The following is a 24,566-nucleotide window of genomic DNA, read 5'->3' as shown; positions in this document are numbered from 1 at the left end:
AGCGGACCGTCCGGCAGGTCCGGCGTCTGTCCGGGCCGGCGCAAGGCGGCCCGTTCGACCTCGTAGGCGTGCATGTCGCGCGAAAACTTGCGCATTTCCTCGAACGCTTTTTCCATGTCGTCTCTCCCGGCATGTCAGTACCAGCGGCCATAGCGGCGGATGTAGAAGGTCTTGACCTGCTGCGTCAGCGCGACGTAGCCCAGGATGGTCAGCGCCAGCCAGCCGAAGTAGATCGGCGGCAGGGCCACGAACCCGATCGACTCGGCGATCGGCGAGAACGGCAGCCAGCACGCCAGCGCGATCGCGGCGGTGGTCGACAACAGCACCGGCAGCGACGCCGTGCTCTGCAGGAACGGGATCTTGCGGGTGCGCAGCATGTGCACCACGAAAGTCTGCGATACCAGGCCCTCGATGAACCAGCCCGAATTCATGATGGTCTGGCCGCCGTCGCCGCCGTGCAGGGCATAGGCCGCGCCCGCGCCGAACACCGTCCACATCAGGAAATACGTGGTGATGTCGAACACCGACGAGGTCGGCCCCAGCCACAGCATGAAGCGCTGGATGTTGCCCGCTTCCCACTTGCGCGGCTTCTTCAGGAACTCGTCGTCCATGCGGTCCCACGGCAGGGTCAGCTGCGAGATGTCGTAGACCAGGTTCTGGATCAGCAGCTGCAGCGACAGCATCGGCTCCCACGGCAGCCAGGCCGACGCCACCAGCACCGAGAACACGTTGCCGAAGTTCGAGCTGGCGGTCATGTTCAGGTACTTGAGGATGTTGCCGAAGGTCTCGCGGCCCTTGATGACGCCCTGTTCCAGCACCATCAGGTCTTTTTCCAGCAACACGATGTCGGCGGTCTCCTTGGCGATGTCGGCGCCGCTGTCCACCGAGATGCCGACGTCGGCGTCGCGCAGCGCGGGGGCATCGTTGATGCCGTCGCCCAGGAAGCCCACGGTATGGCCGTTGGCCTGCAGCGCCTTGACCACCCGCGACTTCTGCAGCGGCGTCAGCTTGGCGAACAGCACCGCGGTCTCGGCGCGGCGGCACAGCGTCACGTCGTCCATCTGCTCGATGTCGGCGCCCAGCAGCACGCGCGCATCGTCATCGCCCAGATCCAGGCCCACCTCGCGGCAGACCTTGGCCGCCACGATGGGGTTGTCGCCGGTCAGCACCTTCACCGCCACGCCGTAGTCGTTGAGCGCGCGGATCGCGGCCTGCGCCGAATCCTTGGGCGGATCCAGGAACGTCAGGAAGCCGCGCACCACCAGCCCGCTTTCATCGCTGGCCTGGAACTGCGTGCGGCCGCTGTCCTCGAGACGGCGCGAGGCCACCACCAGCACCCGGAAGCCATCGCGGTTGTAGGCCTCGGCGCTGCGCAGCAGGCGCTTGCGCATGGCCGCGTCCAGCGGCCGTTCCTGCCCGTCGATCATCACGCCCGTGCTCACCGCCAGCATTTCCTCGACCGCGCCCTTGGTGATCATCTCCAGGCCGCCGTCGACGCTGCGCACCACCACCGACAGGCGCCGGCGCACGAAGTCGAACGGGATCTCGTCGACCTTCTCGTGATGCGCGCTGCGGTCCCAGCCGCGCAGCTCGCGCGCCCGGGCCAGGATGGCGCGGTCCATCAGGTTGCGCTGGCCGCTCTGGTTGGCGCTGTTCAGCCAACCCAGGCGCAGCACCTGGTCATCAATATCGCCATCGACGTTGAAATGGTGTTCCAGGATGATGCGGTCCTGCGTCAGCGTGCCGGTCTTGTCGGTGCACAGCACATCCATCGCGCCGAAGTTCTGCACAGAATTGAGCCGCTTGACCACCACCTTGCGCCGCGCCATCGCCACCGCGCCCTTGGCCAGGTTGGCCGAGACGATCATCGGCAGCATTTCCGGCGTCAGCCCCACCGCCACCGCCAGCGCGAAGGTCAGCGCGGTGACCCAGTCACCCTTGGTCACGCCGTTGATGACGAACACGATCGGCACCATCACCAGCATGAACTTGATGAGCAGCCACGACACGCTGTTGACGCCGCGGTCGAAGCTGGTCTCGACCCGCTTGGTCGACACCACGTTCTTGGCCAGCGAGCCGAAGTACGTATTCGGCCCGATGCCCACCACCACCGCGGTGGCGGTGCCGCTGACCACGTTGGTGCCCATGAAGCAGATGTTGGCCAGGTCCAGCAAGTCGGCGTTCTCGCCGGCTTGCGCCTCGGCGCGCTTGGCGCTGACGCTGCCCAGCGTGTCGTACTTCTCGACCGGCAGCGCCTCGCCCGTCAGGATTGCCTGGCTGATGAACAGGTCGCGCGATTGCAGCAGGCGGATGTCGGCCGGAATCATGTCGCCGGCCTGCAGCTCGACGATGTCGCCCGGCACCAGTTCGTTCATCGGCAGTTCGCGCCGCACCGGCTCGCTGGAATGGCTGTCGCGGCGGACCACCGTGGCGGTGCTGCGCACCATCGACTTGAGCTTCTCGGCGGCGCGGCCCGAGCGGTATTCCTGGATGAAGCGCAGCAGGCCGCTGACCGACACCATGGTCAGCATGATGATGATGCCGGTCCAGTCGCGATCGGCCGGCGCCGCGAACTGGATGTCGGTCAGGTACGAGACCGCGGCCAGGCCCAGCAGCACCAGCACGAACGGATTGCGGAAGGCGCGCAGCAATTGCAGCCACGCGGGCGCCGGCTTGTCGTGCGCGACCTCGTTCAGGCCGTCGACGGCACGGCGGGCCGCGACCTCGGCGTCGCTCAGGCCGGCGCGCTGCGTCTGCAGCGTCTGCAGGCTTTCGTGCACCGACAGGCCGGCATGGCGCGCCACCGGCATGGTGCGGTTCTTGCCCGGCGCGGCGCCGGACGCGGAGGTCTTCTCGCTGCGCGGCCCGCGCGGGGCCGGCAACGAGGCTTCTTGGACTTGCTTCATGTTCGCTGCTCCCGCCCGCGCGCCGTCGGCGGGAGCGCGCCCGGCTCAAGGCGCGAGCGTCCCCCGTCCACGGCCCGCGCGGGCTTGGTGGATAGTGAGAATCGGGTAAGGCGGGATCAATGCGGGACGGGAACGGCCGAGGCCTGCGCGCGCGGCGCCGGCGCCACGCCGACACGCAGCGTATGCACACCGAGCTCGCGGCACAGGTCGCTGAGCCAGGTGATCACGGGCCACGGGTTGCCGCTGTCGCTGCGCAGGCTGATGGCGGTGCAGGCCTGCTCGCCGTCGGTCGAATAACGCACGTCGGCCACGGTCTCAGACCGCTGCCGCAGCTCCTCGTAGAGGCGCTTGCGGATCAGGGCCAGCACCGCGGGGCTGCCGTAGAACGTCAGGTTGATGAAGGCCGGCGCGGGGGCCGCGCGGCGCACGGGGTTGGGGGACAGGATATGGGACAGCATGCGCGTCTCCTGGAAACAGGCGGTTCCGCCCGCAGGGGTTCAGGTGGCGCATGCAAGCCGTCGCGGCTCCGGATCGATCCGGACGGGCGTGGCGGCTGGCAGAAAAAACGTGCAGACCCGCTAGACCCGGCGTGCGCCGTGGGTTCTGGTACTTCCGTCGTCTTCCACGGCGGGCTCCTATAGGGTTGCAACAGGCGGCAGTGTAGGTCTGGGGCGGCGTTCCGAACAGATCATGGGGCGTATACCTTGGTATAGATCCCGGCCCGGGCAGGCATCGCATGCTGGTTGCCCGTCCACGGACGCCGCGCACGCTCAGAAGCGCGTCTGCATGCCGATCCGCACTGTCCGGCCTGGCGCCGGCATGAAACTCTGCGCCAGCGGATCCAGGTAGTAGCGGTTCGTCAGGTTCTGCACCGAGATGCTCACCATCATCTGTTCGCGCAGCCGATAGGTCATGAACAGGTCGAACAGCGTCACTGGGTGGTACACGAGCTGCTTCGTCGTCGGCGTTTCCTGCCATGGCAGGTCGGTCCTGACCGTGGGGCCCGCGGTGTAGGCCATCCGGCCGCCCAGCGTCAGCGTTTCGTTGAAGAAGCGCAGGCCGGCGGTCAGGCTCAAGGCCAGCCTGGGCGGATTCTGGGTGTTGGTATACGAACCCATGAAACTTCCCGGTGTGCACGTCGGCGTGTTTTCCGTATGCCGCGAAGCGCTGGGGTGGTCACGCAAGTGCTGCGCGAAGGCCGCGTCGCAGGTCTCGGTCTTCAGGTAATACGTGGCCGCCAGATCCGCGAACACCCGCCCGGCGTCATAGCGCGACTGGAATTCCAATCCGCTGGTCTTGTAGCGGTCGGTGTTCCGCATCTGCAACGCCTTTTCGGTCAACTCCTCCACCCCGTCATAGTCGTAGTAGCGCACGATGTAGTGCTTGATGTTGTTGTTGAAATAGACCAACTTGGCGGCGACCGTGTCGCCATCGGCCAACAGGTTGCCACGCACCGTGCTGGCGCCGAATTCCCAACTGTTGGAACGTTCGGGCTTGAGTCCCCTGCCCGGAGAGAGGCTCATCGTGCCGAGGCTGGTCTCGAACAGCGATGGCAACCGCAGCCCCTGGGTGTACGAGGCATAGACGAAGGTGTCCGGCACCAGTTCCAGGTTCAGGCCCACCGACGGGGCAAAGCCCCCCCCGGCGCGGCTGCGCAGCCTGGGGGCATGCGCATAGCCGGTGACGACCTCTTTCACATCCTCGTCATAGACGCGGGTCGAGCCCGCGCCGAAATCGTCGTACGGCACGCCGACCTCGGGGCGGTTGCTGTCCTGGTACACGATGCCGTTATGCAGGCGCGGATCGGTGGCGTCCGTGTACCGGCCATTCTCGTCCGGCCACCACGTCTGGTAGCCGAAGTTGCCCGGCCACCACCACTCGCCCGGCTTTTTCACCATGATGGCGCGATAGGGGCGCAGTTCGCGGATGGCGGTGGAATACACGCCGCGATCCCTGACGTCGTAATGGCTGTAACGGCCACCGCCCCACAGCGTCAGCGACGCCACCGGCCGGTATTCCAGCTTGCCGTTCAGGCTGAATTCCCGGCGCGAGGCATCGCGCAGCACGCGGTTGCCGTCGATGTCCTGCTGCGTCGTCACGACGCCGCGCTGCGGCCGGATATCCTCGACCTGGAATGAGCCGCCCAGGTTGAGGTTGACATCGCCGTGCGCCGTGCGCCACCGCGAGGTGTTGGCCAGATCGCCGCCGATGCGGCGGTCGGCCTGCCGGGTCCATCTGCGGTCCGTCACATAGGCCTGGGACGCGGGCGCCCACACCGAGGTCAACTGGCTGGTCTTGGCATCCGTCATCCACAGGTTCACCCCCAGGTCCACCAGCGGATTGTCCGCCGGCTGGAACTGGTAGCGCGCCGTATAGGTGTCGATACCGGCTTCGCCCAGCGGATACTGCGTGATGCCCGCCGTGCCGGAACGGATGATGTCCGACGGCATGATTTCGCCGATTTTTCCGTTGTAGCGGCGGTAGCCCAGTTCCAGCGTGTGGCCTGCGGCGGGTCGCAGCGTCAGCTTCAACAGCGTCGATTCGGTTTCGGCCGACGAATTCAACACTTCTTCGCCAGGGTTGTAAGACTTGGCTACGCTGTTCCTCTCGTAGCGACGGCCCGGGTAATACATGCGATAACGCTCTCGCCCCTTCTTGCCCGAGAAATAGTTGCCCTGATTCCGATGCGCGTAGGCCGCCACGAAGTCGAGGCGGTCGTTGGCATAGGCAAACGCCAGGCTGCCCGATTCCGCGCGCGACCCGAACAGGCTGCCATGGCTATCATGCGGAACGGCTCTCAGATCATTCGCCGAGGGCTCCCCTGTGGAGGACGATGGAGGATTGACGCCACGATGCGGCGGCGCCACGCCGTTGTTCCATAACTCGCCCTTCAGGCGCAGGCCGATCTGGCTGCCTTCCGTCAGGATGTCCCGCACGCCCAGCGTGCGCATTTCCACCGAACCGCCGATGGCGCCGGACGTCACGGAGGGACCTTTGTTGACGGTCACGTCGCTGATCAGGTCCGGGTCGATATAGCTGCGCTGGGCCGTGCCCGCGTATCCCCGGTACACGTCCAGCGCCTGCTCGGAGCCATCGACCCGCACCGCCACCCGGCTCTGCCCCTGGATGCCGCGGATGTTGACGTCCAGCGCCCCGCCATTGCGGCTGTCGCCGACCTGCACGCCCGGTATGCCGGCCAGCAGGTCGCCGACCGACACGCGGCCGAACCGGTCGAGGTCCTGACTCGACAGGTACGCCGAGGAACGCGGCGCGGTGTACACCGCTTTCTCGGGCAAGGCGTCGGCGTCGACCTCGACCGGCGGCAGCACGACCGATCCGGCCGCTTCCCCCGGCACCGCCACCAGCACGTAACCCGACACACCCCGGCGGGCCGCCAGCCCCGTGTCGCGCAGCAGCTGCGCAAAGCCTTCATCCACCTCGTAGCGACCATGCAGCCCCGCGCTCTGTTGCCCGGCAACCTGCCCGGCGACCAGCGACAACGCCACGCCCGACTGCGCCGCGTAGCGGCTCAGCACCTGCGCCAGCGGCCCGGCGCTGATGTCGTACTGCACCCGCGCCGGCTGCGCCTGCGCCGCTGGCCAGGACGCGCCGCCCAGGACGGCGAGCGTCAGCCGGCAGGCCAGGGCCAATCCGGCGGCGGCGCGGGATCGCGGAAAAGGGGAACGGCGGCGCGGGCGCGCCCGGTACGGTCGGTGCATGGTCTGCCTCCTCGGCGTGAACGCCAGGGCGGATCCATGCAACAAGCAGGGCCCTGGTCATCGTCTTCAAGAGACATGACGCGCCGGGCCGCGAAACGCGAACGCAGAATGGGGAAGATGGCGGGTCAGCCGCCGTAAGCAGGACTGTTCCTACACTATCGCCCTCACGCCAGATACGCCGCCACCTCGTCCGGCGTCAGGTAGCGCGTGAACGTCATCGACGGCTGCTGCGCATCGTGGATCGCGCCGTTGAAGCCCGACCAGTTGCGCTTCATGCCCTCGTCGCTTTCCAGCGCGATCAGCACGCGCTTGCCGTGCCTGGCCAGGTTGTCGCGCAGCGCCGCCTCGCCCCAGGCCAAGCGCATGTCGTTGACCAGCGCGCCATTCGCATAGGCATCGGCCTGCAACCACTGGAAGTCGGCGCTGTCGCGCTCGGCGTCCGGCTCGCGCGCGGCGATCTCGCGGCGCACGCCCAGGGGCTGGACGTGGTCGCGCATCAGGTTCTGCAACAGCGTGAAGGCGTGGAAATTGTTGTTGATGCCGTGCGCCCGCGCCACGAAGCCCGTGCCGGAAGCGGGCAACACCACCACGAGCTCTTCCTCGTAGCTGATGCGCGAGGCCAGCCACAGGTAATGCAGCTGCTCGAACGGCAGGTTGTCGTTGAGCGTGGTCATGGCGTACAGCAGGTCCATCAGCCCGGCATCGGCCACGAAGGCCTGGTGATTGCGCTGGTCGCGCATCAGCATGGCCATCATCGGCAGCACCAGCGTATCGATCGCGCCGACGCGCGCATCGAGCTCCCAGCGCTGGTCCTCCGGAATGGCTTCGAGCCGCGCCACCGCCTCGTTCCAGGCCTGGCGGTCGGCCTCCTCCACGTCGGCGTCGCCCTCCTCGACCTCCAGCGCGCAATACGGCCGCAGGGTCTGCAGCCACGGGCCCAGCAACGCCTGCAACGTCGGGAACAGCAGCACGGGATCGGCGCCGTCCTCCACCAGCGAGCCGCACATCAGCGCCAGCGCCGACGCCCGGCTGGGATGCAGCGTCGGCAGCAGTTCGGCGCAGAAACGCAGGCCGGCGTCGGTGTGCTCCGGGTCCTGCGCATCCTCGTAGAACGCGCGGACCTCGGGGCGCTTGAAGAACGCATCGAGGGTTTCCACATCGTCGGCCGAGGTGACGGGGGGAACGGAGCGCGGCGGCAAGCGAGGCATGGGTAGCGGACATGGCGGAAAACCGGAGAGTATCGTTGTCGGAGGCAGGGCGAGCCCCGCGTGCGAGCGCGATATTGCGCGCGGTCGGGCGGCGGGCATCGCCCCGCGGGCCAGTGTACAGAACCGCGGCGCGGCGTCGGCGCCACATCCGCGCCATCGCCCCCATGCGCCGCATTGCCTGGACGCGATGGATCTCCTAAAATGCGAAAAACTCTTATTTGCATTTAGGCTGCCCCCTCAGCCCCCCCCCGGGAGACGCCCATGGAGGCTGACCACTGCGATCCGCGGCAGCAAGTCCATACCCTGTACCGCGACCACCATGCCTGGCTGCAGCATTGGCTGCGGCGGCGCCTGGGCAATGTCGGCGATGCCGCCGACCTGGCCCACGACACCTTCGCCCGCATCCTCGATTCGCGCCTGCCGGCGGTGCCGCACGAGCCGCGCGCCTATCTCACCACCGTGGCCCGCGGCATCCTGGTCAACTGGTACCAGCGCCGCGCGCTGGAACAGGCCTACCTGGAAGCCCTGGCGCGCGTCCCCGAAGACGAAGCGCCCTCGCCCGAGCGCCAGCTCATCATCCTGCAGACCCTGCACGAGATCGACGCCATGCTGGACGCCCTGCCCGCGCCGGTGCGGCGCGCTTTCCTGCTGTCGCAGATCGAGGGGCTGACCTACGAGGCCATCGCGCGCGAGATCGGCGTGTCCCTCATCACGGTCAAGCGCTACATGGCGCGCGCCTTCCGCCTGTGCCTGGAATGCATGGAATAGGCCCATGAGCCCACTGGGAAACCTCGCATGAACGCCACGGACAACCCCCTCCTGGACGAAGCCGCCGAATGGCTGGTGGCGCTGCATGCCGGCGCCATTTCCACCGAGACGCGCCAGGCCTGGATGGCATGGCGCGCGCGCAGCCCCGCCCACGAGCACGCCTGGCAGCGCGCCGAGCGCCTGCTGGCCCGGCTGGGCGACATGCCGGCCGCGCTCGCCATGCCGGCGCTGGACCGGCCGCGCGCGCGCCGCGCCGCCTTGGCCAAGCTGGCCGCGCTGCTGGCCGTCGCGCCCGCGGCCTGGGGCGCCTGGCGCTGGTCCGATGCCGAGGGCTGGACCGCCGACTACCGCAGCGCCACCGGCGAACGACGCGACATCCGCCTGGACGACGGCACCCGCCTGACGCTGAACACCGGCTCGGCGGTCGACATCCGCTACGACGCCAGCCAGCGCACGGTGCTGCTGCGCGCCGGGGAAATCCACATCGAGACCGCCGGCGACGCCCGCCCCTTCGAAGTCCGCACCCGCGACGGCGTGCTGCGCGCCCTGGGCACGCGCTTCAACGTGCGCCAGCAGGACGACCACACCCGGCTCGCGGTACAGGAGGGCGCCGTGCGCGTCACCACCGGCCAGGACCTGCGCGTGGTGCGGGCCGGCGAACAGGCCGACTTCTCGGCGCGCGGCATCGACGCCGCGCCGCTCGACCCCGCCGCCACCGCCTGGACGCAAGGCATGCTGCTGGCCGATGGCCAGGCGCTGGGCGACGTGGTGGCCGAGCTGGCGCGCTACCGCAGGGGCGTCGTGCGCTGCGATCCAGCCGTGGCGCGCCTGCGCGTCTCCGGCACCTTCCCACTGGCCGACACCGACCGCGCGCTGGCGATGCTGGCCGCCACCTATCCGGTGGCGATCGCCTCGCGCCTGGGCGGCTACTGGATCCTGGTGGGGCCGGCCTGACGGCCCGCCCCACGCGGCCCCGCCACCCGGCTCACCACTTGTAAGTCACGTTGGCCACCACGCTGCGACCCGCGCCCAGCAAGCAGGCGCTGTTCAGGAAGCAGCCCGCCACGTAGTACTTGTCCGTCAGGTTGCGCACGTTGAGCGACGCGCTCAGGCCCCTGAGCGACGGCGTGGCGCGGCCGAAGTCATAGCCCACCATCGCATCCACCAGCGTGTAGGCCGGCACCTTGAAGGTGTTCTGCGCATCGCCGAACGTCGTGCCGGTGTAGCGCACGCCCGCGCCCAGCGTCAGGCCGTCCAGCGCGCCGCTGGACAAGGTGTAGTCGGTCCACAGCGACAACAGGTGGCGCGGCACCCGCACCGGCGCCTTGCCCTTGTTGCTCACCCCGGCGAAGTTGGGATTGTCCTTGGTGACCTCGACGTCGTTGTAGGTGTACGACGCGATCACGTTCCAGCCGCGCAGCGGCCGCAGCACGCCTTCCAGCTCGATCCCGCGCGAGGTCACCTCGCCTTCCTGCACGCTGAACGAGGTGTTCTGCGGGTTGGGCGTCAGCACGTTCTGGCGTCGCAGGTCGAATGCCGCCAGGGTCACGTAGCTGTCCGAGCCCGGCGCCTGGTACTTCACGCCCACCTCGTACTGCCGGGCGGTCTCCGGCTTGAACTGCGCGCCATTGATGTCCGAACCGCTCAGCGGCGAGAACGATTCGCTGTAGCTGACATACGGGAAGAAGCCGCTGTCGAAGGCATAGCCCAGGCCCGCCCGCCCGGTGAAGTCCTCGGCCGCCGAATCCGCGCGCGTGCCCAGCAGGCGGTTGCGGTTGCGCTGGTTGACCCAGTCGTAACGGCCGGCCAGCGTCGCCACCCAGCGGTCCAGCTTGACCTGGTCCTGCAGGTACACCCCCAGTTGGCGGGTGCTGTCTTGCGTGCTGAGCCGCGAGGTATAGCGCGACGTGTCGATGGCCACGCGCACCGGATGATAGATATTGATCGCCGGAGCATTGCCGGTCTGGGTATCGGCGTTGCGCGTGTTGTATTGGTAGTCCACGCCCGCCAGCAGCGTGTGCTCGAGCGGGCCGGTGGCGAACTTGCCCACCAGGCGGTTGTCGGCCGAATACGTATCGCTGTCGTAAGTGCGCAGCTGATAGTAGCGCGCGATCATGGTGTCGTTGATCACGCCGCTATTGCGGAACAGCTGGTCCTCATAGCCCTTGAAATGGCCGTAGCGGAAGTTCTGCTGGAAGGTCCACGCATCCGAGAAGGCATGGCTCAGCTCGTAGCCGATGTTGGTCAGCTCGCCCTGCTCCTTGTCGAAACCCGGCTCGTTGAGCGAACGGTGGCGCGGCACGCGGCCATTGGGATTGGAGCCATCCAGCACCGCGTACGGCAGATTGCTGGTGAAGAGGTTGCGGTTCTTCTGGTACGAAGCCAGCAGCGTCACCGAAGTGCGCGCGCTGGGCGCCCAGGTCAGGCTGGGCGCCACGTAGACGCGGTCGTCGGCGATGCCGTCGATGTTGCTGTCGGCATTGCGGCCCAGCGCCACCAGGCGATAGGCCAGCGTGCCCGGCGCGTCGATCACGTCGCCGATGTCCATCGTGCCCTGCAGCCGGTTGTTGCTGCCGGTCGACAAGCCCACTTCGCGATGCGACTCGAACAGCGGCCGCTTGGACACGATATTGATGATGCCGCCGGGCGAGCCCTGGCCATACATCACCGACGACGGCCCCTTGAGCACCTCGATCCGGTCCATGCCGTAAGGCTCGGGCGCGAAATACCCGGTGTTGTTGTTGCGCAGGCCGTCGGTGAAGGCATTGGTGGTGAGCTGCTGGAAGCCGCGCACCATCAGGGTGTTGTCGGTCGGATTGTCGCCCGCCACATTGGCGTGCACCCCGGCGGTATAGCTCAAGGCGTCCGTCACCGTCTGCGCGCCCTGCGCCGCCATGCGTTCCTGCGTCACCACCGAGATCGACTGCGTCGTCTCCATCAAGGGCGTGGCGGTCTTGGTGGCGGTGGTGGCGCCGCCGACCAGATAGGGATTGGCGCCGGCATAGCCCGACGCGCCCGTCACGGTGATGGCCGGCAGCGTCGTCGCGTCGGACACCGTCTTGCGCAGCGTGTAGCTGCCATCGGCGCGCGCCACCATCTCGAGCCCGCTTCCCGCCAGCAGGCGCCGCGCCGCCTCGGCCCGGCTGAATTCGCCCGACACGCCGGGACTGTGCAGGCCGTCGGTCCAGGCCGGCTCGAACGCCAGCGACAGGCCGGAGGCCAGCGCGAAGCTGGCGATGGCCTTGCCCAGCGGGCCGGGCGGAATGTCGTAGGCCTGGCGGGCCTGGATGTCGACCGGAGAAGGCGCGGGCTGCGCGTGGACGGCCGCGCCCGTGGTCAGGCTGCCGGCCAGCAAGGCCACGGAAATCGCGCGGCGGCGCCTGGCGGAGGGGGAACGCATGGAATGAGCCTCTCGGACTGGGGAAGATACCTGCTATGCCAGCCGAGAAAGGAAAAGGTATCAGGCCCCACGCACTTTTTTTTCCTGCGCCCCTTCCTTTCAATAGCGGTAATTCACCCCCAGCATCGCACTGAACGGCGCCCCGTAGTAATTGCTGTAGACGTTGGTGCTGGCGTAGTACTTCTTATCCAGCACGTTGTTCAGGTTCAGCGTGGCCGACCACTGGCGGTTGAACTGGTAGCGCGCCATCAGGTCGACCAGCGCATAGCTGCTTTGCGAGGAATCCAATTGCTGGCCGCCGGGGCCGCGGCTGGTGAAACCGCTCTGGCTTTCCCAGCGCACGCCGCCGCCCACGGTCAGCGCGCTCCAGGCGCCGGGCAGGCGGTAGGTGGTGTAGAGCTTGGCGATGTGGCGCGGCAGGCCGACCTGGGTCGTGAAACCTGTCGGCAGGCGGCGGTCCACGTAGGCATACGACAGCTGCATCTGCCAGCCGGGCATGAGCTCGCCGCTGAGCTCGGCTTCCACGCCGCGCAGCACGGCGCCGTTGGCGGCGACATAGGCGCTGTCGCCATTGGGCGCGAGCTTGTCGCCGTCCAGCATGGCGTAGTTGTCCTGGCGGGTGCGGAACAGCGCCAGCGCGCCGTTCAGGCGGCCGTCCAGCCAGGCGCTCTTCAGGCCGATCTCGTAGGTATTGCCCTTGATCGGCGCGATGCCGCTGCCCGACACGGTCTGGGCCTGCTGCGGCAGGAAGATGCTGGTATAGCTGGCGTAGGCGGACAGCGTCGGCGTCAGGTCGTAGACCAGGCCGGCATACGGCGTGTACACGCCCTGCTCGCGCATGTTGTCCGGATAGGCCGAGCCGTCGTTGTAGGTGTATGAGGCCTGCTGGTCCCACCAGGTGATGCGCGAGCCCAGGATCACCGACAGCGCATCGGTCGGCCGCAGGCGCAATGCGCCATAGACCGCGTTCTGCTTCTCGGTGTAGTAGCGCTTGCCGGTGGCTTGCCACTGCGGCTGCGGCATGTCGCCATCCCAGGCGCGCACGTCCGGGATGACCGGGTCATAGCCGGGCGCGGTCCACAGCGGATAGGTGTCGTAGTCGGCCCTGGTGCGCGACAGGCTCACGCCCAGCACCAGGTCATGGCGGCGGCCCAGCGCGTCGAAGGCGCCGCTGAGGCTGGCGTCCAGCGCGTTCTGGGTCTTGGGGATCGGCCATTTGGCGATCCAGACCGAGGCGCCCTTCCCGGTCTGCGGATTGGCCCAGCCGTTGCTGCTGAACCAGCCATAGGTGCGGTCATTGTCGTCGCCGGTGCGCGACAGCGTCAGCGACCCCTTCCACGATGGCGCGAACTCATGGTCGAGCGTGGCGAAGACGTTGTAGCGCGTGCGTTCCTGGCGGCTCCAGTTGGTGGCGGAATTGAACCGTTGCCGGAAGTCGGTCCGGGATCCGTCCGCGTAGTAGGCGGGAAAGCCGAAGTACGAGCACGCCGTGCACTTCTTGCGCTGGTATTCCGCGCCCAGGGTCAGCAAGGTGCGTTCGGTCAGGTCCGCCTCGACCACCCCATACAGCAGCTGCGAATCCTGTTTGACGCGGTCGATGAACGAACCGCCCTCCTGCCAGGCGCCCACCAGCCGCCCGCGCAGCTTGCCCGATGCATCCAGCGGACTGCCCAGGTCGAACTCGGTGCGCTTGTAGTCCCACGACCCGACGCTGGCGCCCACGCCGGCCTCGAACTCGCGGGTCGGCCGCTTGCGCACCAGGTTGATGGAGGCGGCCGGGTTGCCCGCCCCGCTCAGCAGGCCGGTGAAGCCGCGCACCACTTCGATGCGGTCATACAGCGCCGTGTCCAGCCCCAGGGCATTGAAGTCCTTGTGGGTCGGCACGCCGTCGACCTGCATGTTGGTGATCTCCATGCCGCGCGCATACAGGCCCTTCTCGTTGTCGTCGGCCGAGCCCTTCTTCTTGAAGACCAGGCCGGGGGTGTTGGCGATGGCGTCTTCCAGCGTGTTCAGGCCCTGATCGGTGAGCCGCTGGCGCGTCATCACCGAGACCGACTGCGGCGTCTCCCGCAGCGTCATCGGCAGGCGGGTGGCGGTGTTCGACACGCCGACCGTATACGAATCGGTGCCTTCGCTGGGCGCGGGTTCGCGCGCGCCCAGCACTTCGACCGGCGCCAGCGTCTGCGCATTGGCGACGCGCAAGCCATAGCGGTTGCCGCCCTGGTTGACGGCCTCCAGCCCGGTGCCCGACAGCATCGCCGCCAGGCCCGCGGCCACGCCATAGTCGCCCTGCAGGCCGGCGCTCTGGCGGCCCTGGGTGAGCGTGGCGTCGAACGACAGCACCACCCCGGCCTGGGCGGCGAACCGGCTCAGGGCCAGGCCCAGCGGGCCGGGCGGCACCTCGTAGTGGCGCGACGCCTGCGCGCTGGAAACGGCCTGCGCCTGCGCGGACGGCGTAGCGCCCAGGGCGGTCAAGGCGATGACAACGGCGCGCGCCAGGGGCGCGAATTTGGTGGAGTGACGAAGCAAAGGGACAGAAGGCATGGACTCAGGTTTCCGTGTGGCAGATCCGACGTAATCCCTGCTAAGTCGGACGAGCGCGGAAAAAGGACAATGCCGAGCGAAAAAAAATCAGTGGCGGGCGACGATACGGACGTAATAACGGGTAAAGCGCACGATGTTCACGGGCAGCGCGCGCGTCACGGCGGCCAGCGCCTGGTCGGTGTCGTCGACCGGAAACGCCCCCGACAGGCGCAACGCCGCCACGGCATCGTCGCATCGCAGCAGCCCGGGCCGATAACGGTCGAGCCGGGCGATGAAGTCGTCCAAGCGCCAGTTATCGACCACCAGCAGGCCCCGCGTCCAGGCGTCGGGCTCGCCGGTGATGGCGCCGGCCGCCTGCGCCCCCGCCGGCGCCAGCGTGCCCTGCTCGCCCGCCTTCAGGATCACTGGCGCGCCGCCCGTCGCGGGTTCCAGCGCCACCGCATGGCGCAGCACCGCGACCCGCGTCAGGTCGTCCTGCCGCGTGACGATGAAACGCGTGCCCAGGGGACGCACCGCGCCGTGCGCGGTGAGCACGCGCAAGGGCGGCAGGCCGGGACGGACGTTTTCGGTATCGACCAGGATCTCGCCGGCATGCACGAAGATGCGCCGCTGGCCGGCGTCGACGGTCACGTCGACCGCGCTGGCGCTGTCCAGCCAGAGCAAGGTGCCATCCGCCAGCCGCAGTTCGCGGCGCTCGCCCGCCCCGGTGCGGTAGTCGGCCAGCATCCGCTCCATCGGCAGGGTGCGCCAGGCCGCCAGGCCGCCGGCGCCCAGCAGCGCCACCGCGCCCAGTCCGTTGCGCAGCGCCGCGCGGCGGCGCGAGAAATGCAGCTCGGCGCGGTTCAGGGTGTCGGCGGTCAGGCGCGCCGGCGCCGCGCCGAGGGTGCCGCGCAGGCGCTCCACCTGCCCCCAGACGCGCACGTGTTCAGGGTCGGCCGCCAGCCAGCGCCCATGCGCCGCCCGGTCGGCCGCGCTGACGTCGTCCGCGCAGAGCCGCGCGTACCATTGCGCCGCCGCGGCGATGGTCTTGTCCGCCATGGCCGCCTACTGCCGGGCCAACGCGTACACCAGGCAATGCTCGGTGGCGCGCGCCATGTACTTCTTGACGGAACTGACCGTCACGCCCAGGCGGGCGGCGATCTCGGCGTAGCTGGCCCCTTCCAGCTGGGACATCAGGAAAGCGCGCCGCACCTTGTCGCCCAGGCCATGCAGCATGGCGTCGATCTCGCGGATGGTCTCGAGCAGGATGGCCTGGGTCTCGGGCGACATCGCGCAGGCCTCGGGCTGCTGCGCCAGGGTTTCGAGCCAGGCGCGTTCCAGCACCTGGCGGCGGATGTGGTCGACCAGCGTGCGCTGCGCCACCGTGGCCAGGAAGCTGCGCGGCTGCCGCACGCCCTGCAATTGCGCCATCGACGCCGGCGAGGCCAGCAGGCGCAGGAAGGTGTCCTGGGCCAGGTCGGCGGCCTCGGCCGGCACGTTCAGGCGCCGCAGCAGCCAGCCGCGCAGCCAGCCGTGATGGTCGCGGTACAGCCTGCCAAGCTCGCGGTGTTCCAGGGATTCCGTGGACGACATGGCCGTCGCGTCAGCGCCTTGTGAATTTCGGGAATGGGAATTGTAATCATTATTGATGAAGGCGTTCAATCGCCCGCCTTCCCACTCCCGCCGCGACGGCTACCCGCGTCGCGAGGCCTAGAACCTGTAGCTCACCTTCATCCACACGTTCCGCGGCGTGCCGTAGTTGTAGCCGTTGTACCCGCCCAGCCCGCTGTAGTAGCGCTTGTCGGTCAGGTTGTCGATATTGATCGACGCCGTCACCTGCTTGCTGAACTCATACCGCGCCATCAGCCCCAACAGGGTCACGCCCCCTTGCGAGGCGCGGCCCAGGCCGCTCGACTCGTCGTAGTAGATGCCGCTCTGGTAATTGACGCTGCCGCCCACCGTCAGCTTGCTCCAGGCGCCCGGCAGCCGGTAGCTGGCCGCCACCCGGAACAGGCGCTCGGGGTAATTGGGCAACAGCAGCGCGCCCTCGTTGTCGCGCTTGGCGAAGTAGGTGTAGCCGCCCATCACCTGCAGGCCGCGCACCACTTCGCCCGCCACCGTCACCTCGAAGCCCTTGCTGCGCGCGCCGGCCACCGAGCGGTACGGCGTGCTGCCATCGGGCAGCGGCGGCGCGCTGGGGTCCTCGACCGGCACGTTCGCTTCCTGGGTACGGAAGACGGCGAAGCTGGTGTTGAGCTTGCCGTTCAGGTGCTCGCCCTTCAGGCCCAGTTCGTAGTTCTTGCCGGTCTGCGGCGGCAGCAGCGCGTTCGACGAATCGCGCTCCGAACGCGGAATGAAGATGCGGGTGTAGCTGGCGTAGGCCGAGAAGTTGTCGTTCAGGTCCACCACCGTGCCGGCATACGGCGTGAACTCGCCATTGACCTTGGCGGTGGGGTTGGTGGTCCAGAGATTGGCGGGGCCGTTGTAGGACGAGGACTTTTCCTCATACCAGGTGGCGCGGCCGCCCAGCACCAGCGACACCGGCTCGGCCAGCTTCAGGCGGGTGGAACCATATACGGCGGTTTCCTTGGCGTCCAGGAAGGTGTTGAAGTAGGTGTAGAAACGGCTCGGCTTCGGAAAACTCTGCAGCTGGTAGAAGTTCAGCGGACGCCGGTCCCAGCCGTTCGGATTGGCCGAATTCAGGTTGAGTTCGCTGGTGTAGTCGTTGACGCTGACGCCCAGCGCGGCCTGGTGCTCCATGCCGAACGCCTGGAAGGGGCCGGTGGCGTAGAGATCGAACGACTTGTTGGTCGAAGTGGCCGGGTTCTGGCGGATCTCGATGGTCGAATCGCCATTCTGCTCGACCGGGAAATACTCGAACAGGTAGCCCCAGAGGGCCTTGCGTTCGTTCTTCAGGCGGCTGGCGTCCATCTTGACGCGCCAGCCGTTGGCGAAGCGATGGTCCAGCGTGACGAAGATCTTGTCGCTGTACATGTCCCACTGGCTCCACGGCGTGCCGGGGTTGAACGAGCGCGAGAAATGGGTGCGGCTGCCGTCGCTGTAGAACAGCGGCGCCTGGCCGAAGTTGGCGCCATCGATGGCGGTCTTCTGGTGTTCGAAGCCCAGGCTCAAGGTGGTGTTGGACGCGACATCCGCCTCGAGGATGCCGTAGAAGACGTCGTCGGAGCGCTTCTTGTCGTTGATGAAGCTGTCGCCCGCGGTGCGCGAGCCGATGACCCGGCCGCGCAGGCTGCCGCTGTCGTTCAGCGGGCCGCCGACGTCCAGCTCCAGGTTGTAGTTGTTCCAGCGGCCCACGCCCGCCGTGGCGTGACCGGCGAATTCGGCGGTGGGCCGCTTGCGCACCAGGTTGACCGAGCCGCCCGGCTCGCCCACGCCGTTGAGCAGCCCGGCCGCGCCGCGCACCACCTCGACGCGGTCGTAGATCACGGTGTTGATCATGCCGATCTCGGCCGCCGGCGTCTTGAACGCGAACGTCGGCACGCCGTCGATCATGGTGCTCAAGGCAAAGCCGCGCGAGGTGAAGGTGACGCGCTCGTCGAGCTTGTCGGCGACCACCCCGGGCGTTTGCCGCATCACGTCGTCCAGGGTGACCAGGTTCTGGTCGTCCATCTGCTGGCGCGTAACGACGCTGACCGATTGCGGGGTTTCGCGCAGGGACAGGTCCATGCGCGTGGCGGAGGTGGCCACCCGCGTCGTGTACGAACCGGTGCCTTCGCTGGGCGCGTCGCCATCGCGGCTGCCGGTCACGGTGACGGCCGGCAGCGCGGTCACGTTCGAGGCAGGCGCGCGCCGCAGCGTGTAGCCGCCATCGGCCCGCCGCACGGGCTCCAGGCCGCTGCCCTGGAGCAGTTGGCGCAAGCCCTCTTCAAATCCGTAGCTGCCGTTCAGCCCCGGGGTCGTCAAGTCCCGCGTCAGCACCGGATCGAATGACAGCAGGACGCCGGCGCGCGCGGCATAGGCCGAGAGCGCCGCGCTGAGCGGGCCGGGCGCAATCGCCACGGCGGCGGTCTGCGCCTGCAGGGGCGCGGCCAGGACGGTCAGCGGCAAGGCGAACAGGCGGGCGCCGCGCACGGCGCGGCGGGACGCGCTTGCGCGCAGGCGGGGGGAAACGCGGGGGCATGACGGGGTAACTCCTCACGGTGGGTCTTACCCTCGTAGCCAATCGAAGCGCGAAAAGTGCTAATCGCGTTACAAATTCGTTCCACTGGCGCCGCGCGGCAGCACTGAGACCCAATAGCGCGTGCGGTAGCGCAGGCGCAACGGCAGCGTGTCGGCCACCGTGGCTAGGACGCGGTCGGTGTCCTCCAGCGGAAAGGCGCCCGAGATCGGCAGGTGCGCCACTTCCGGGGCGCAGTCGATCCAGCCGCTGCGGTAGCGCTGCAGTTCCGCCAGAAAGGTCCGCAGCGGCATGCCGTCCACCTGCAGCATGCCGCGCTGCCAGGCCGACGGGTCGCCGGCCACCGGCGCCAGGCCCTCGTCGATGCCGTCGCCAAAGCGCAGGCTCATGCCCGCCGGCACCTGCCGCGCGCGGTCGGACGCGGCGCCGCGAGGCGCCACCCGCACCGCCCCGTCCAGCACCTGCACGGTCGACACGCCATCGTCGCGCCGCACCACGAAGCGCGTGCCCAGCGCGGTGATGCTGCCTTCGCGCGTCCGCACGATGAACGGCCGCGCGACGGGCGCCGGATCGGGCGAGGTCTCGACCAGGATCTCGCCGGCGTGCAGCGCAATCAGGCGTTGCCGGGCGTCGAACAGCACGTCCATGGCGGTCGCGGCATTGAGCACGATGCGGCTGTGATCCGCCAGCATCACCTCGCGGCGCGCGCCGACGGCGGTGCGGTACTGGGCCGTCCAGCCGCGCCACGCATCGTCGCGATACGCCAGCCAGCCAGCGCCGCCGGCGCTGGCCAGCAACACCAGCTTGCCGAGCGCGCGCCGGCGCCCGGCCGAGCGCGGCTGGCCCAGCACCGGCAGCACGCCCTTGGGCAGGGCCTCGAAGCGGCGCGTCAGGGCTTCGGTGCGCAGCCAGGCGCGTTCATGTTCGGGATCGGCGCGGCGCCAGGCCTGCCAGGCCTCGTGGTCGGCCTGGCTGGCGGTGCCGGACGTCAGTCGCAGGAACCATTCCACCGCCCCATCCAGCGCGCGCGGATCGATGCGCCCCGCCCCGCTCGCGCTCACGGCGCCAGCTCCAGGCACTGGCGCAGGGCGCGCGCGATGTAGAGGCGCACCGAGCCCACCGACACGCGCAGCGTGCTGGCGATCTCGGCATGCGTCATGCCTTCGAGCTGGCACAGCAGGAACGCGCGCCGCGCCGCCACCGGCAGGCCATCGAGCATGGCATCGATCTCGACCAGGGCTTCCAGCGCCAGCGCGCGCGCCTCGGGCGACGGCGCCAGCGGCTCGGGCAACTGCGCCAGCGTTTCCAGGTAAGCGCGCTCCAGGTCCTTGCGCCGCAGGTGGTTGACCATCAGCCCGTGGGCGATGGTGGCCAGATACGAACGGGGTTCGCGGATCTCGCCGGGTTCGCGCCGGCTCAGCACCCGCAGGTAGGTGTCATGCACCAGGTCGGCGGCATCCAGGGCGCACCCCAGTTTCTTGCGCAGCCAGCCTTGCAGCCAACCCTGGTGATCCTGGTAGAGCGTATGCAAGGGATGCTGCGGAGAGGGGTCGGAGGCAGCCATGGGGGTCGCGCGGGCAGAGATGAGAATCACTACAATTTACAACATTGCATCAGAGGCTGGGAGATAAGCGACTTCCAAACTTCAAGTGCGAGTCCCGTCCCCCGTTGTTTCAAAAAAGTAGCCTGGTATCACGCGCCTGCGATTGAGCCTGCTATCAGTGCCACTAACGCAGTGGCACCCAAAACGAGAGACTTTCCCAGGAGATATTTCCAATTAGATTTAGCAACCAATATGTGCAATTATGTTGCTAAATAAAATTAGATGTGCCGGCCATGGGAGCCGCGCTAGGAGAAGCGCGTGAATATGTACGCCGTAAAGACAATGCCCTATCAGACCAGGCCACTCGCAGGTGAGTGGTTGGCGGTCAGCTCTGCTGGTGACTATGTTTTTCTGAACAAGGAACAGGCCGAGTTGTTGGCGCAAGGTCGAGTGTCTGACCTCCCCCTGTCGATGCAGGCAGACCTGAAGGCGCGCTACTTCATAGCAAGCCAGGGCGGAAGCGGTACTCGTCGCCTGTTGGCTTCGCGCCAGGCAACCAAACGTGAGACCGTCACGAGTGGTCCCAGCCTACATATTATCGTTCCCACCTTGCAATGCGCCCACTCCTGTCAATACTGCCAAGTTAGTCGATCGTTGACAGATACGGGCCACACGATATTGCACAAAGACCTATTGGCAGCATGTGACAGCATTTTTGAAAGCAAGGCTCCAACCTTGACGATCGAATTCCAGGGAGGCGACCCTTTACTGCGGTTCGACTTGGTACAGGAAGCCGTAATACGTATTCAACAACGGAACCGAACAGAAGGGCGACAGTTGCGATTCGTTATCGCCTCGACACTCCACCAACTGACCTCGGACATGTGCGATTTCCTTGCACAACATTCTGTATTTCTCTCCACAAGTATCGACGGTCCGGCTGAACTGCATAACCGCAATCGACCTATTCCCGGCCGTAACTCCTATGAACGCACCGTTGCGGGAATCGAACTGGCGAGAAACAGGCTGGGAAAGGATGCAGTGGCGGCATTGATGACGACAACCAAGGCCTCTCTCGCTCATCCTGAGGCCATAGTCGATGAGTACGTAAAACTTGGATTTCAGGAGATCTTTGTTCGACCGCTCAGCAGCTATGGCTTTGCCAAGCGCAACCAGCTACTGCTTGGATATAAGCCCACTCAATTCTATGATTTTTACCGTCGCGCGCTTGACCGTGTTTTTTATTGGAACAAACAAGGCATCGCTTTGCGCGAAGTCTACGCGTCGATCATCCTGAACAAGATCCTGTCTCCCTTCGACTCGGGATATGTCGACCTTCAAAGTCCCACGGGAGCGGGCCAGAGTGTCCTGGTCTACAACTACGACGGCTTTGTGTACCCGAGCGACGAAGCCCGCATGCTGGCAGAAAGCGGAGATTCATCGCTTCGTTTGGGCCCAATTGGGGCCACCTTGGCCTCATTGAAGCACTCCGACGTGCAACAAATGCTGATTGCCTCCAGTCAAGTCGAGTTGATGTCCGATTGTCGGAATTGCGCGTACCAAACATTCTGTGCCCCAAATCCGGTCGATGCTCAGGCCCAGTTTGGCAAGATGGAGGTTTCTCCCCACCTCACTGAGCATTGTCAACGGCACCAATGGCTATTTGACTATTTCTTTTCTGCAGTAAGAGAAGCAGACACAGATCGCTTGGATTTGTTCCACTCATGGGCGCGCCCTGTCATTGCAACGGAGGCGATTCAATGCGACGTTTGAAAGCGGCTTTTGGTCCGAACGCAACGAATGATCGCCATGTGTGGAGAATAGTCGACGCCGATCTATTGGCATCGCAATGGCAGCCCGATCTGCAATTTCTGATTCCGGCCCTCACTCCGTCACAACGAGACTTAGTTGCCCACTATCGAGCTTCAGGCCTATCCAATGTCGAGTGGGTGGATGCAATCGGCCTTCAGTCCGGGGACATTGTCTCAGCCACTCCAGAGCGATGTGAAGCTTCCATCCTGTATCGCGAATCAGACTTGCATCATGGTCTCCAGATGACTAACCGATGCAATAGCTACTGCTTGATGTGCTCACAACCCCCCCATCCCGCAAGAAGACTCGTGGATGGTTCGGGAAGTGATTGACGTAATACGACATATGGAGAATTCGCCAGCGGTACTCGGCCTTAGTGGAGGAGAGCCTCTGCTCTTGGGCCCCCATCTCAGAACGGTACTGGATTCCCTTACAAAAAAGCACCCAAGCACCCGAGTAGAAATTTTGACCAATGGTCGACTACTCGCTAATTCTGATCAGAGCAAACTCCTGCTAGACGGCTTGAACACACCAACAACTTGGTTAGTACCGCTGTATGGACATGCGGACTTTCTACACGACTTCGTGGTTCAAGCACAGGGCGCCTTCGAACAGACTATTGCAGGGCTACTGAATCTTCAGCAGTACCACCAACCTATTCAACTTCGGATAGTGTTAATTCGCCCTGTTCTGGAGGTACTTCCAGAACTTTGCATGTTCATCGGCCGAAACTTGCCGTTCGTCAAGGAAGTGGCGTTAATGGCGTGCGAACCCATTGGCTTTGCACTTGCCAATCGCGAGCACTGCGAGGTAGATCTGCTTGAATGGGAAAACGTCATTCAACAAGCAGCCCTTCAGCTAACCCGCCATTCAATCCCCTTTCTATTCATGAATACACCGCTATGCGCTTTGTCGAAGCCGCTACGGCGGCATGCTCACCGTAGTATTTCGGACTGGAAAAACGTTTACACCCCCACCTGCGACACCTGTGACATGAAGCCGGATTGTTCTGGATTTTTTTCCTGGCATGAACGTGGCTGGAAACCGTCCAAAGTCATCAAAGTTCTGAACGAGGAATATGCGACATGAGTCGCTTCATAAAAAGCATTAGTGTATTTATTGCCGGACTTACCGCTATCGGGACCAAACCCATAAGTGCGGCACCGTCTGCCGAAAAACTCGTATTAGATGCGCTCAATGAACCGCAAGCTGTGCCGCTGCGCCCTCTGAATTTTGGGTACGACAACCTGTTTGCGGGTCATCGATCGCACTCAAGCCACCGATCTCACTCCAGCCATAGCTCACATTACTCCGGCTCCGGTAGCCGCGGATCATCTGGCTACTACTCTGCTCCCGCCACGCCGGTATCTCCACCTGCCAAACCCAGTCCACTCTACACCCCTTCAGGCTCGTCATCAGGAAGCAATGGCGGAGTGCCAAGTGCTGGATCAGCCCCAAGATCAAATGCCAACCCCTCGGCAAGCGACACCTCAAAAAAAAGCGGAAGCGCATCGCAAGATACTGTGGATTTGAGTCGTTCCGAAAAACTCAAACTGCAAATCATCCGCGTGCAGATAAAGCTAACTTCACTCCATCTCTACGAGGGTCCAATCAATGGCGTATTAGGGCCTGCTACGACTGCCGCGCTCAAGCATTTTCAAACAGTCAAGTCATTGCCAGCTACCGGTCTAATGACCACAGAAACAATGAACGCGCTGGGAGTTGTCGTGGCACGATAAAACGTTATGACCCTTGTTGGAGATACGCTGAATAGCGTGTCACCAGGTCACATAAAACATCGCCTTGGCCAGCACCACGATGCCGATCATGTGACAGAACACGCTGAGATGCACGCGCCGCTGCCATGCCGGGGTCAGCCGCCGCTTGCGCGACAGCGCCAGCGCCGTGACGACGTGCGCCGCCACGCTCACGGCCAGCGCGATCTTGACCGACAGCAGGATGCCCAGCGGCGAGCCGGCCGGATGCGCCAGCACGCCGCGGTATTGCCAGGCCAGCCCCAGGCCGGCCAGATACAGCGCCAGCACGGCCCACGGCACCGTCCCCCGCACCCGCGGGCCGAGCTGGGCGCCAAGCGCCTTGCGCACCTCCGGCGGCAGGCGCCGGTGCACCGGTTCCAGGAACAGCACCTCGAAAGTCACCGTGCCGACGAAGACGAAGGCGGCCAGCAGGTGCAGGATCAACAGCAAGGGATAGGTGTTCATGGCGGTGCCCGGATAAGTCGTCAGAAGCGGTAGGCCACGCCGGCGCTGAACGCCCGGCCGTTGCCCGGCAGAAAGATCGGCATGGCCGCCGTCGCGCTGTTGCGGATGGCGTAGCTGCTGGCGTAGGTCTTGTCGGTCAGGTTGTCGGCCTGCAAGAAGGCGCTCCAGTGCGCGTCATACTCGTAAGCGATCTTGAAACCCAGCAGCGCATAGGCATTCTGCTGCGTGCCCGGCGCGTTGGCGTGGTTGTGACCTGCTCCCCGTGGTTAGTACGAAATCGATGTAGAGTCCGTTCACAAAGGAACGGCAATGAAGAAACGATTCACG

The 24,566-nt window shown here is 66.0% G+C and carries 18 protein-coding genes; 5 read left to right on the top strand and 13 right to left on the bottom strand.

Translation table 11 applies throughout. The features are described from left to right. Positions 1 to 134: 134 nt before the first annotated feature. The 4 genes from mgtA to AOZ49_RS08945 form a co-directional block, all read right to left on the bottom strand. Positions 135 to 2,906 carry a magnesium-translocating P-type ATPase gene (mgtA, locus tag AOZ49_RS08960; RefSeq protein ID WP_054474907.1) on the bottom strand — a complete coding sequence of 924 codons (2,772 nt, stop codon included), beginning with the start codon at positions 2,904 to 2,906 and terminating at the stop codon, positions 135 to 137. A 116-nt stretch (positions 2,907 to 3,022) separates the two neighbouring features. Next, positions 3,023 to 3,364: a hypothetical protein gene (locus AOZ49_RS08955; RefSeq protein ID WP_054433408.1), complete on the bottom strand. Its 342-nt coding sequence runs from the start codon at positions 3,362 to 3,364 to the stop codon at positions 3,023 to 3,025. 312 nt (positions 3,365 to 3,676) lie between these two features. Continuing rightward, positions 3,677 to 6,625, bottom strand: a complete 2,949-nt coding sequence (locus AOZ49_RS08950) for a TonB-dependent receptor (protein WP_082380371.1) — start codon at positions 6,623 to 6,625, stop codon at positions 3,677 to 3,679. A gap of 164 nt (positions 6,626 to 6,789) precedes the next feature. Further along, a complete protein-coding gene (locus AOZ49_RS08945; RefSeq protein ID WP_156355620.1) occupies positions 6,790 to 7,833 on the bottom strand; it encodes a hypothetical protein in 1,044 nt (347 codons plus the stop codon). Between the two features lie 261 nt (positions 7,834 to 8,094). Here AOZ49_RS08945 and AOZ49_RS08940 point away from each other — a divergent pair, with 261 nt between their 5' ends. Both AOZ49_RS08940 and AOZ49_RS08935 read left to right on the top strand, forming a co-directional pair. After that, on the top strand, positions 8,095 to 8,601 hold the full coding sequence (locus AOZ49_RS08940) for a sigma-70 family RNA polymerase sigma factor (protein ID WP_054474905.1): 507 nt from the start codon (positions 8,095 to 8,097) through the stop codon (positions 8,599 to 8,601). A gap of 27 nt (positions 8,602 to 8,628) precedes the next feature. After that, positions 8,629 to 9,555, top strand: coding sequence for a FecR domain-containing protein (locus AOZ49_RS08935; RefSeq protein ID WP_054474904.1), 927 nt, complete (start codon positions 8,629 to 8,631; stop codon positions 9,553 to 9,555). Positions 9,556 to 9,586: 31 nt separating this feature from the next. On the opposite strand, the gene AOZ49_RS08930 is transcribed toward AOZ49_RS08935, so the two are convergent. The 7 genes from AOZ49_RS08930 to AOZ49_RS08900 all read right to left on the bottom strand — a co-directional run bounded on the left by AOZ49_RS08930 (position 9,587) and on the right by AOZ49_RS08900 (position 20,226). After that, positions 9,587 to 12,001: a TonB-dependent siderophore receptor gene (locus AOZ49_RS08930; protein ID WP_054474903.1), complete on the bottom strand. Its 2,415-nt coding sequence runs from the start codon at positions 11,999 to 12,001 to the stop codon at positions 9,587 to 9,589. A gap of 99 nt (positions 12,002 to 12,100) precedes the next feature. Next, the gene (locus AOZ49_RS08925; protein WP_054474902.1) at positions 12,101 to 14,545 is read right to left on the bottom strand and encodes a TonB-dependent siderophore receptor; all 2,445 of its coding nucleotides are present in this window, start codon (positions 14,543 to 14,545) and stop codon (positions 12,101 to 12,103) included. Between the two features lie 87 nt (positions 14,546 to 14,632). Then, on the bottom strand, positions 14,633 to 15,583 hold the full coding sequence (locus AOZ49_RS08920) for a FecR domain-containing protein (RefSeq protein WP_054474901.1): 951 nt from the start codon (positions 15,581 to 15,583) through the stop codon (positions 14,633 to 14,635). Positions 15,584 to 15,589: 6 nt separating this feature from the next. After that, complete coding sequence (locus AOZ49_RS08915) at positions 15,590 to 16,117, bottom strand: sigma-70 family RNA polymerase sigma factor (protein WP_054433416.1); 528 nt, start codon at positions 16,115 to 16,117, stop codon at positions 15,590 to 15,592. A 117-nt stretch (positions 16,118 to 16,234) separates the two neighbouring features. Beyond that, a complete protein-coding gene (locus tag AOZ49_RS08910; protein ID WP_231690287.1) occupies positions 16,235 to 18,616 on the bottom strand; it encodes a TonB-dependent siderophore receptor in 2,382 nt (793 codons plus the stop codon). Between the two features lie 117 nt (positions 18,617 to 18,733). Beyond that, positions 18,734 to 19,723 carry a FecR domain-containing protein gene (locus AOZ49_RS08905; RefSeq protein ID WP_054433418.1) on the bottom strand — a complete coding sequence of 330 codons (990 nt, stop codon included), beginning with the start codon at positions 19,721 to 19,723 and terminating at the stop codon, positions 18,734 to 18,736. Then, entirely contained in the window at positions 19,720 to 20,226 is a 507-nt protein-coding gene (locus AOZ49_RS08900) for a sigma-70 family RNA polymerase sigma factor (protein WP_049055481.1), read from the bottom strand. Before AOZ49_RS08900 ends, AOZ49_RS08905 begins: the two co-directional genes overlap by 4 nt. Positions 20,227 to 20,529: 303 nt before the next feature. On the opposite strand from AOZ49_RS08900, the gene hxsB reads away from it, so the two are divergent. From hxsB to hxsA, 3 genes are all read left to right on the top strand, one after another. Then, positions 20,530 to 21,978, top strand: a complete 1,449-nt coding sequence (gene hxsB, locus AOZ49_RS08895) for a His-Xaa-Ser system radical SAM maturase HxsB (RefSeq protein WP_054474900.1) — start codon at positions 20,530 to 20,532, stop codon at positions 21,976 to 21,978. 351 nt (positions 21,979 to 22,329) lie between these two features. Next, the gene (gene hxsC / locus AOZ49_RS31680; RefSeq protein ID WP_304439432.1) at positions 22,330 to 23,106 is read left to right on the top strand and encodes a His-Xaa-Ser system radical SAM maturase HxsC; all 777 of its coding nucleotides are present in this window, start codon (positions 22,330 to 22,332) and stop codon (positions 23,104 to 23,106) included. Next, complete coding sequence (gene hxsA / locus AOZ49_RS31675; RefSeq protein WP_082380370.1) at positions 23,103 to 23,756, top strand: His-Xaa-Ser repeat protein HxsA; 654 nt, start codon at positions 23,103 to 23,105, stop codon at positions 23,754 to 23,756. The genes hxsC and hxsA overlap by 4 nt, the downstream gene beginning before the upstream one ends. A gap of 39 nt (positions 23,757 to 23,795) precedes the next feature. On the opposite strand, the gene AOZ49_RS08890 is transcribed toward hxsA, so the two are convergent. Next, positions 23,796 to 24,239 carry a CopD family copper resistance protein gene (locus tag AOZ49_RS08890; RefSeq protein ID WP_054474899.1) on the bottom strand — a complete coding sequence of 148 codons (444 nt, stop codon included), beginning with the start codon at positions 24,237 to 24,239 and terminating at the stop codon, positions 23,796 to 23,798. Between the two features lie 20 nt (positions 24,240 to 24,259). Beyond that, a complete protein-coding gene (locus AOZ49_RS31670; RefSeq protein WP_369815781.1) occupies positions 24,260 to 24,394 on the bottom strand; it encodes a hypothetical protein in 135 nt (44 codons plus the stop codon). Positions 24,395 to 24,566 lie beyond the last annotated feature (172 nt).

This window comes from Achromobacter sp. 2789STDY5608615 (assembly GCF_001298995.1).
GTDB classification, from domain to species: domain Bacteria; phylum Pseudomonadota; class Gammaproteobacteria; order Burkholderiales; family Burkholderiaceae_B; genus Achromobacter; species Achromobacter insuavis.
The sequence above is the reverse complement of the archived record's forward strand: the minus strand, read 5'-3'. Positions and strand labels throughout refer to the sequence as shown.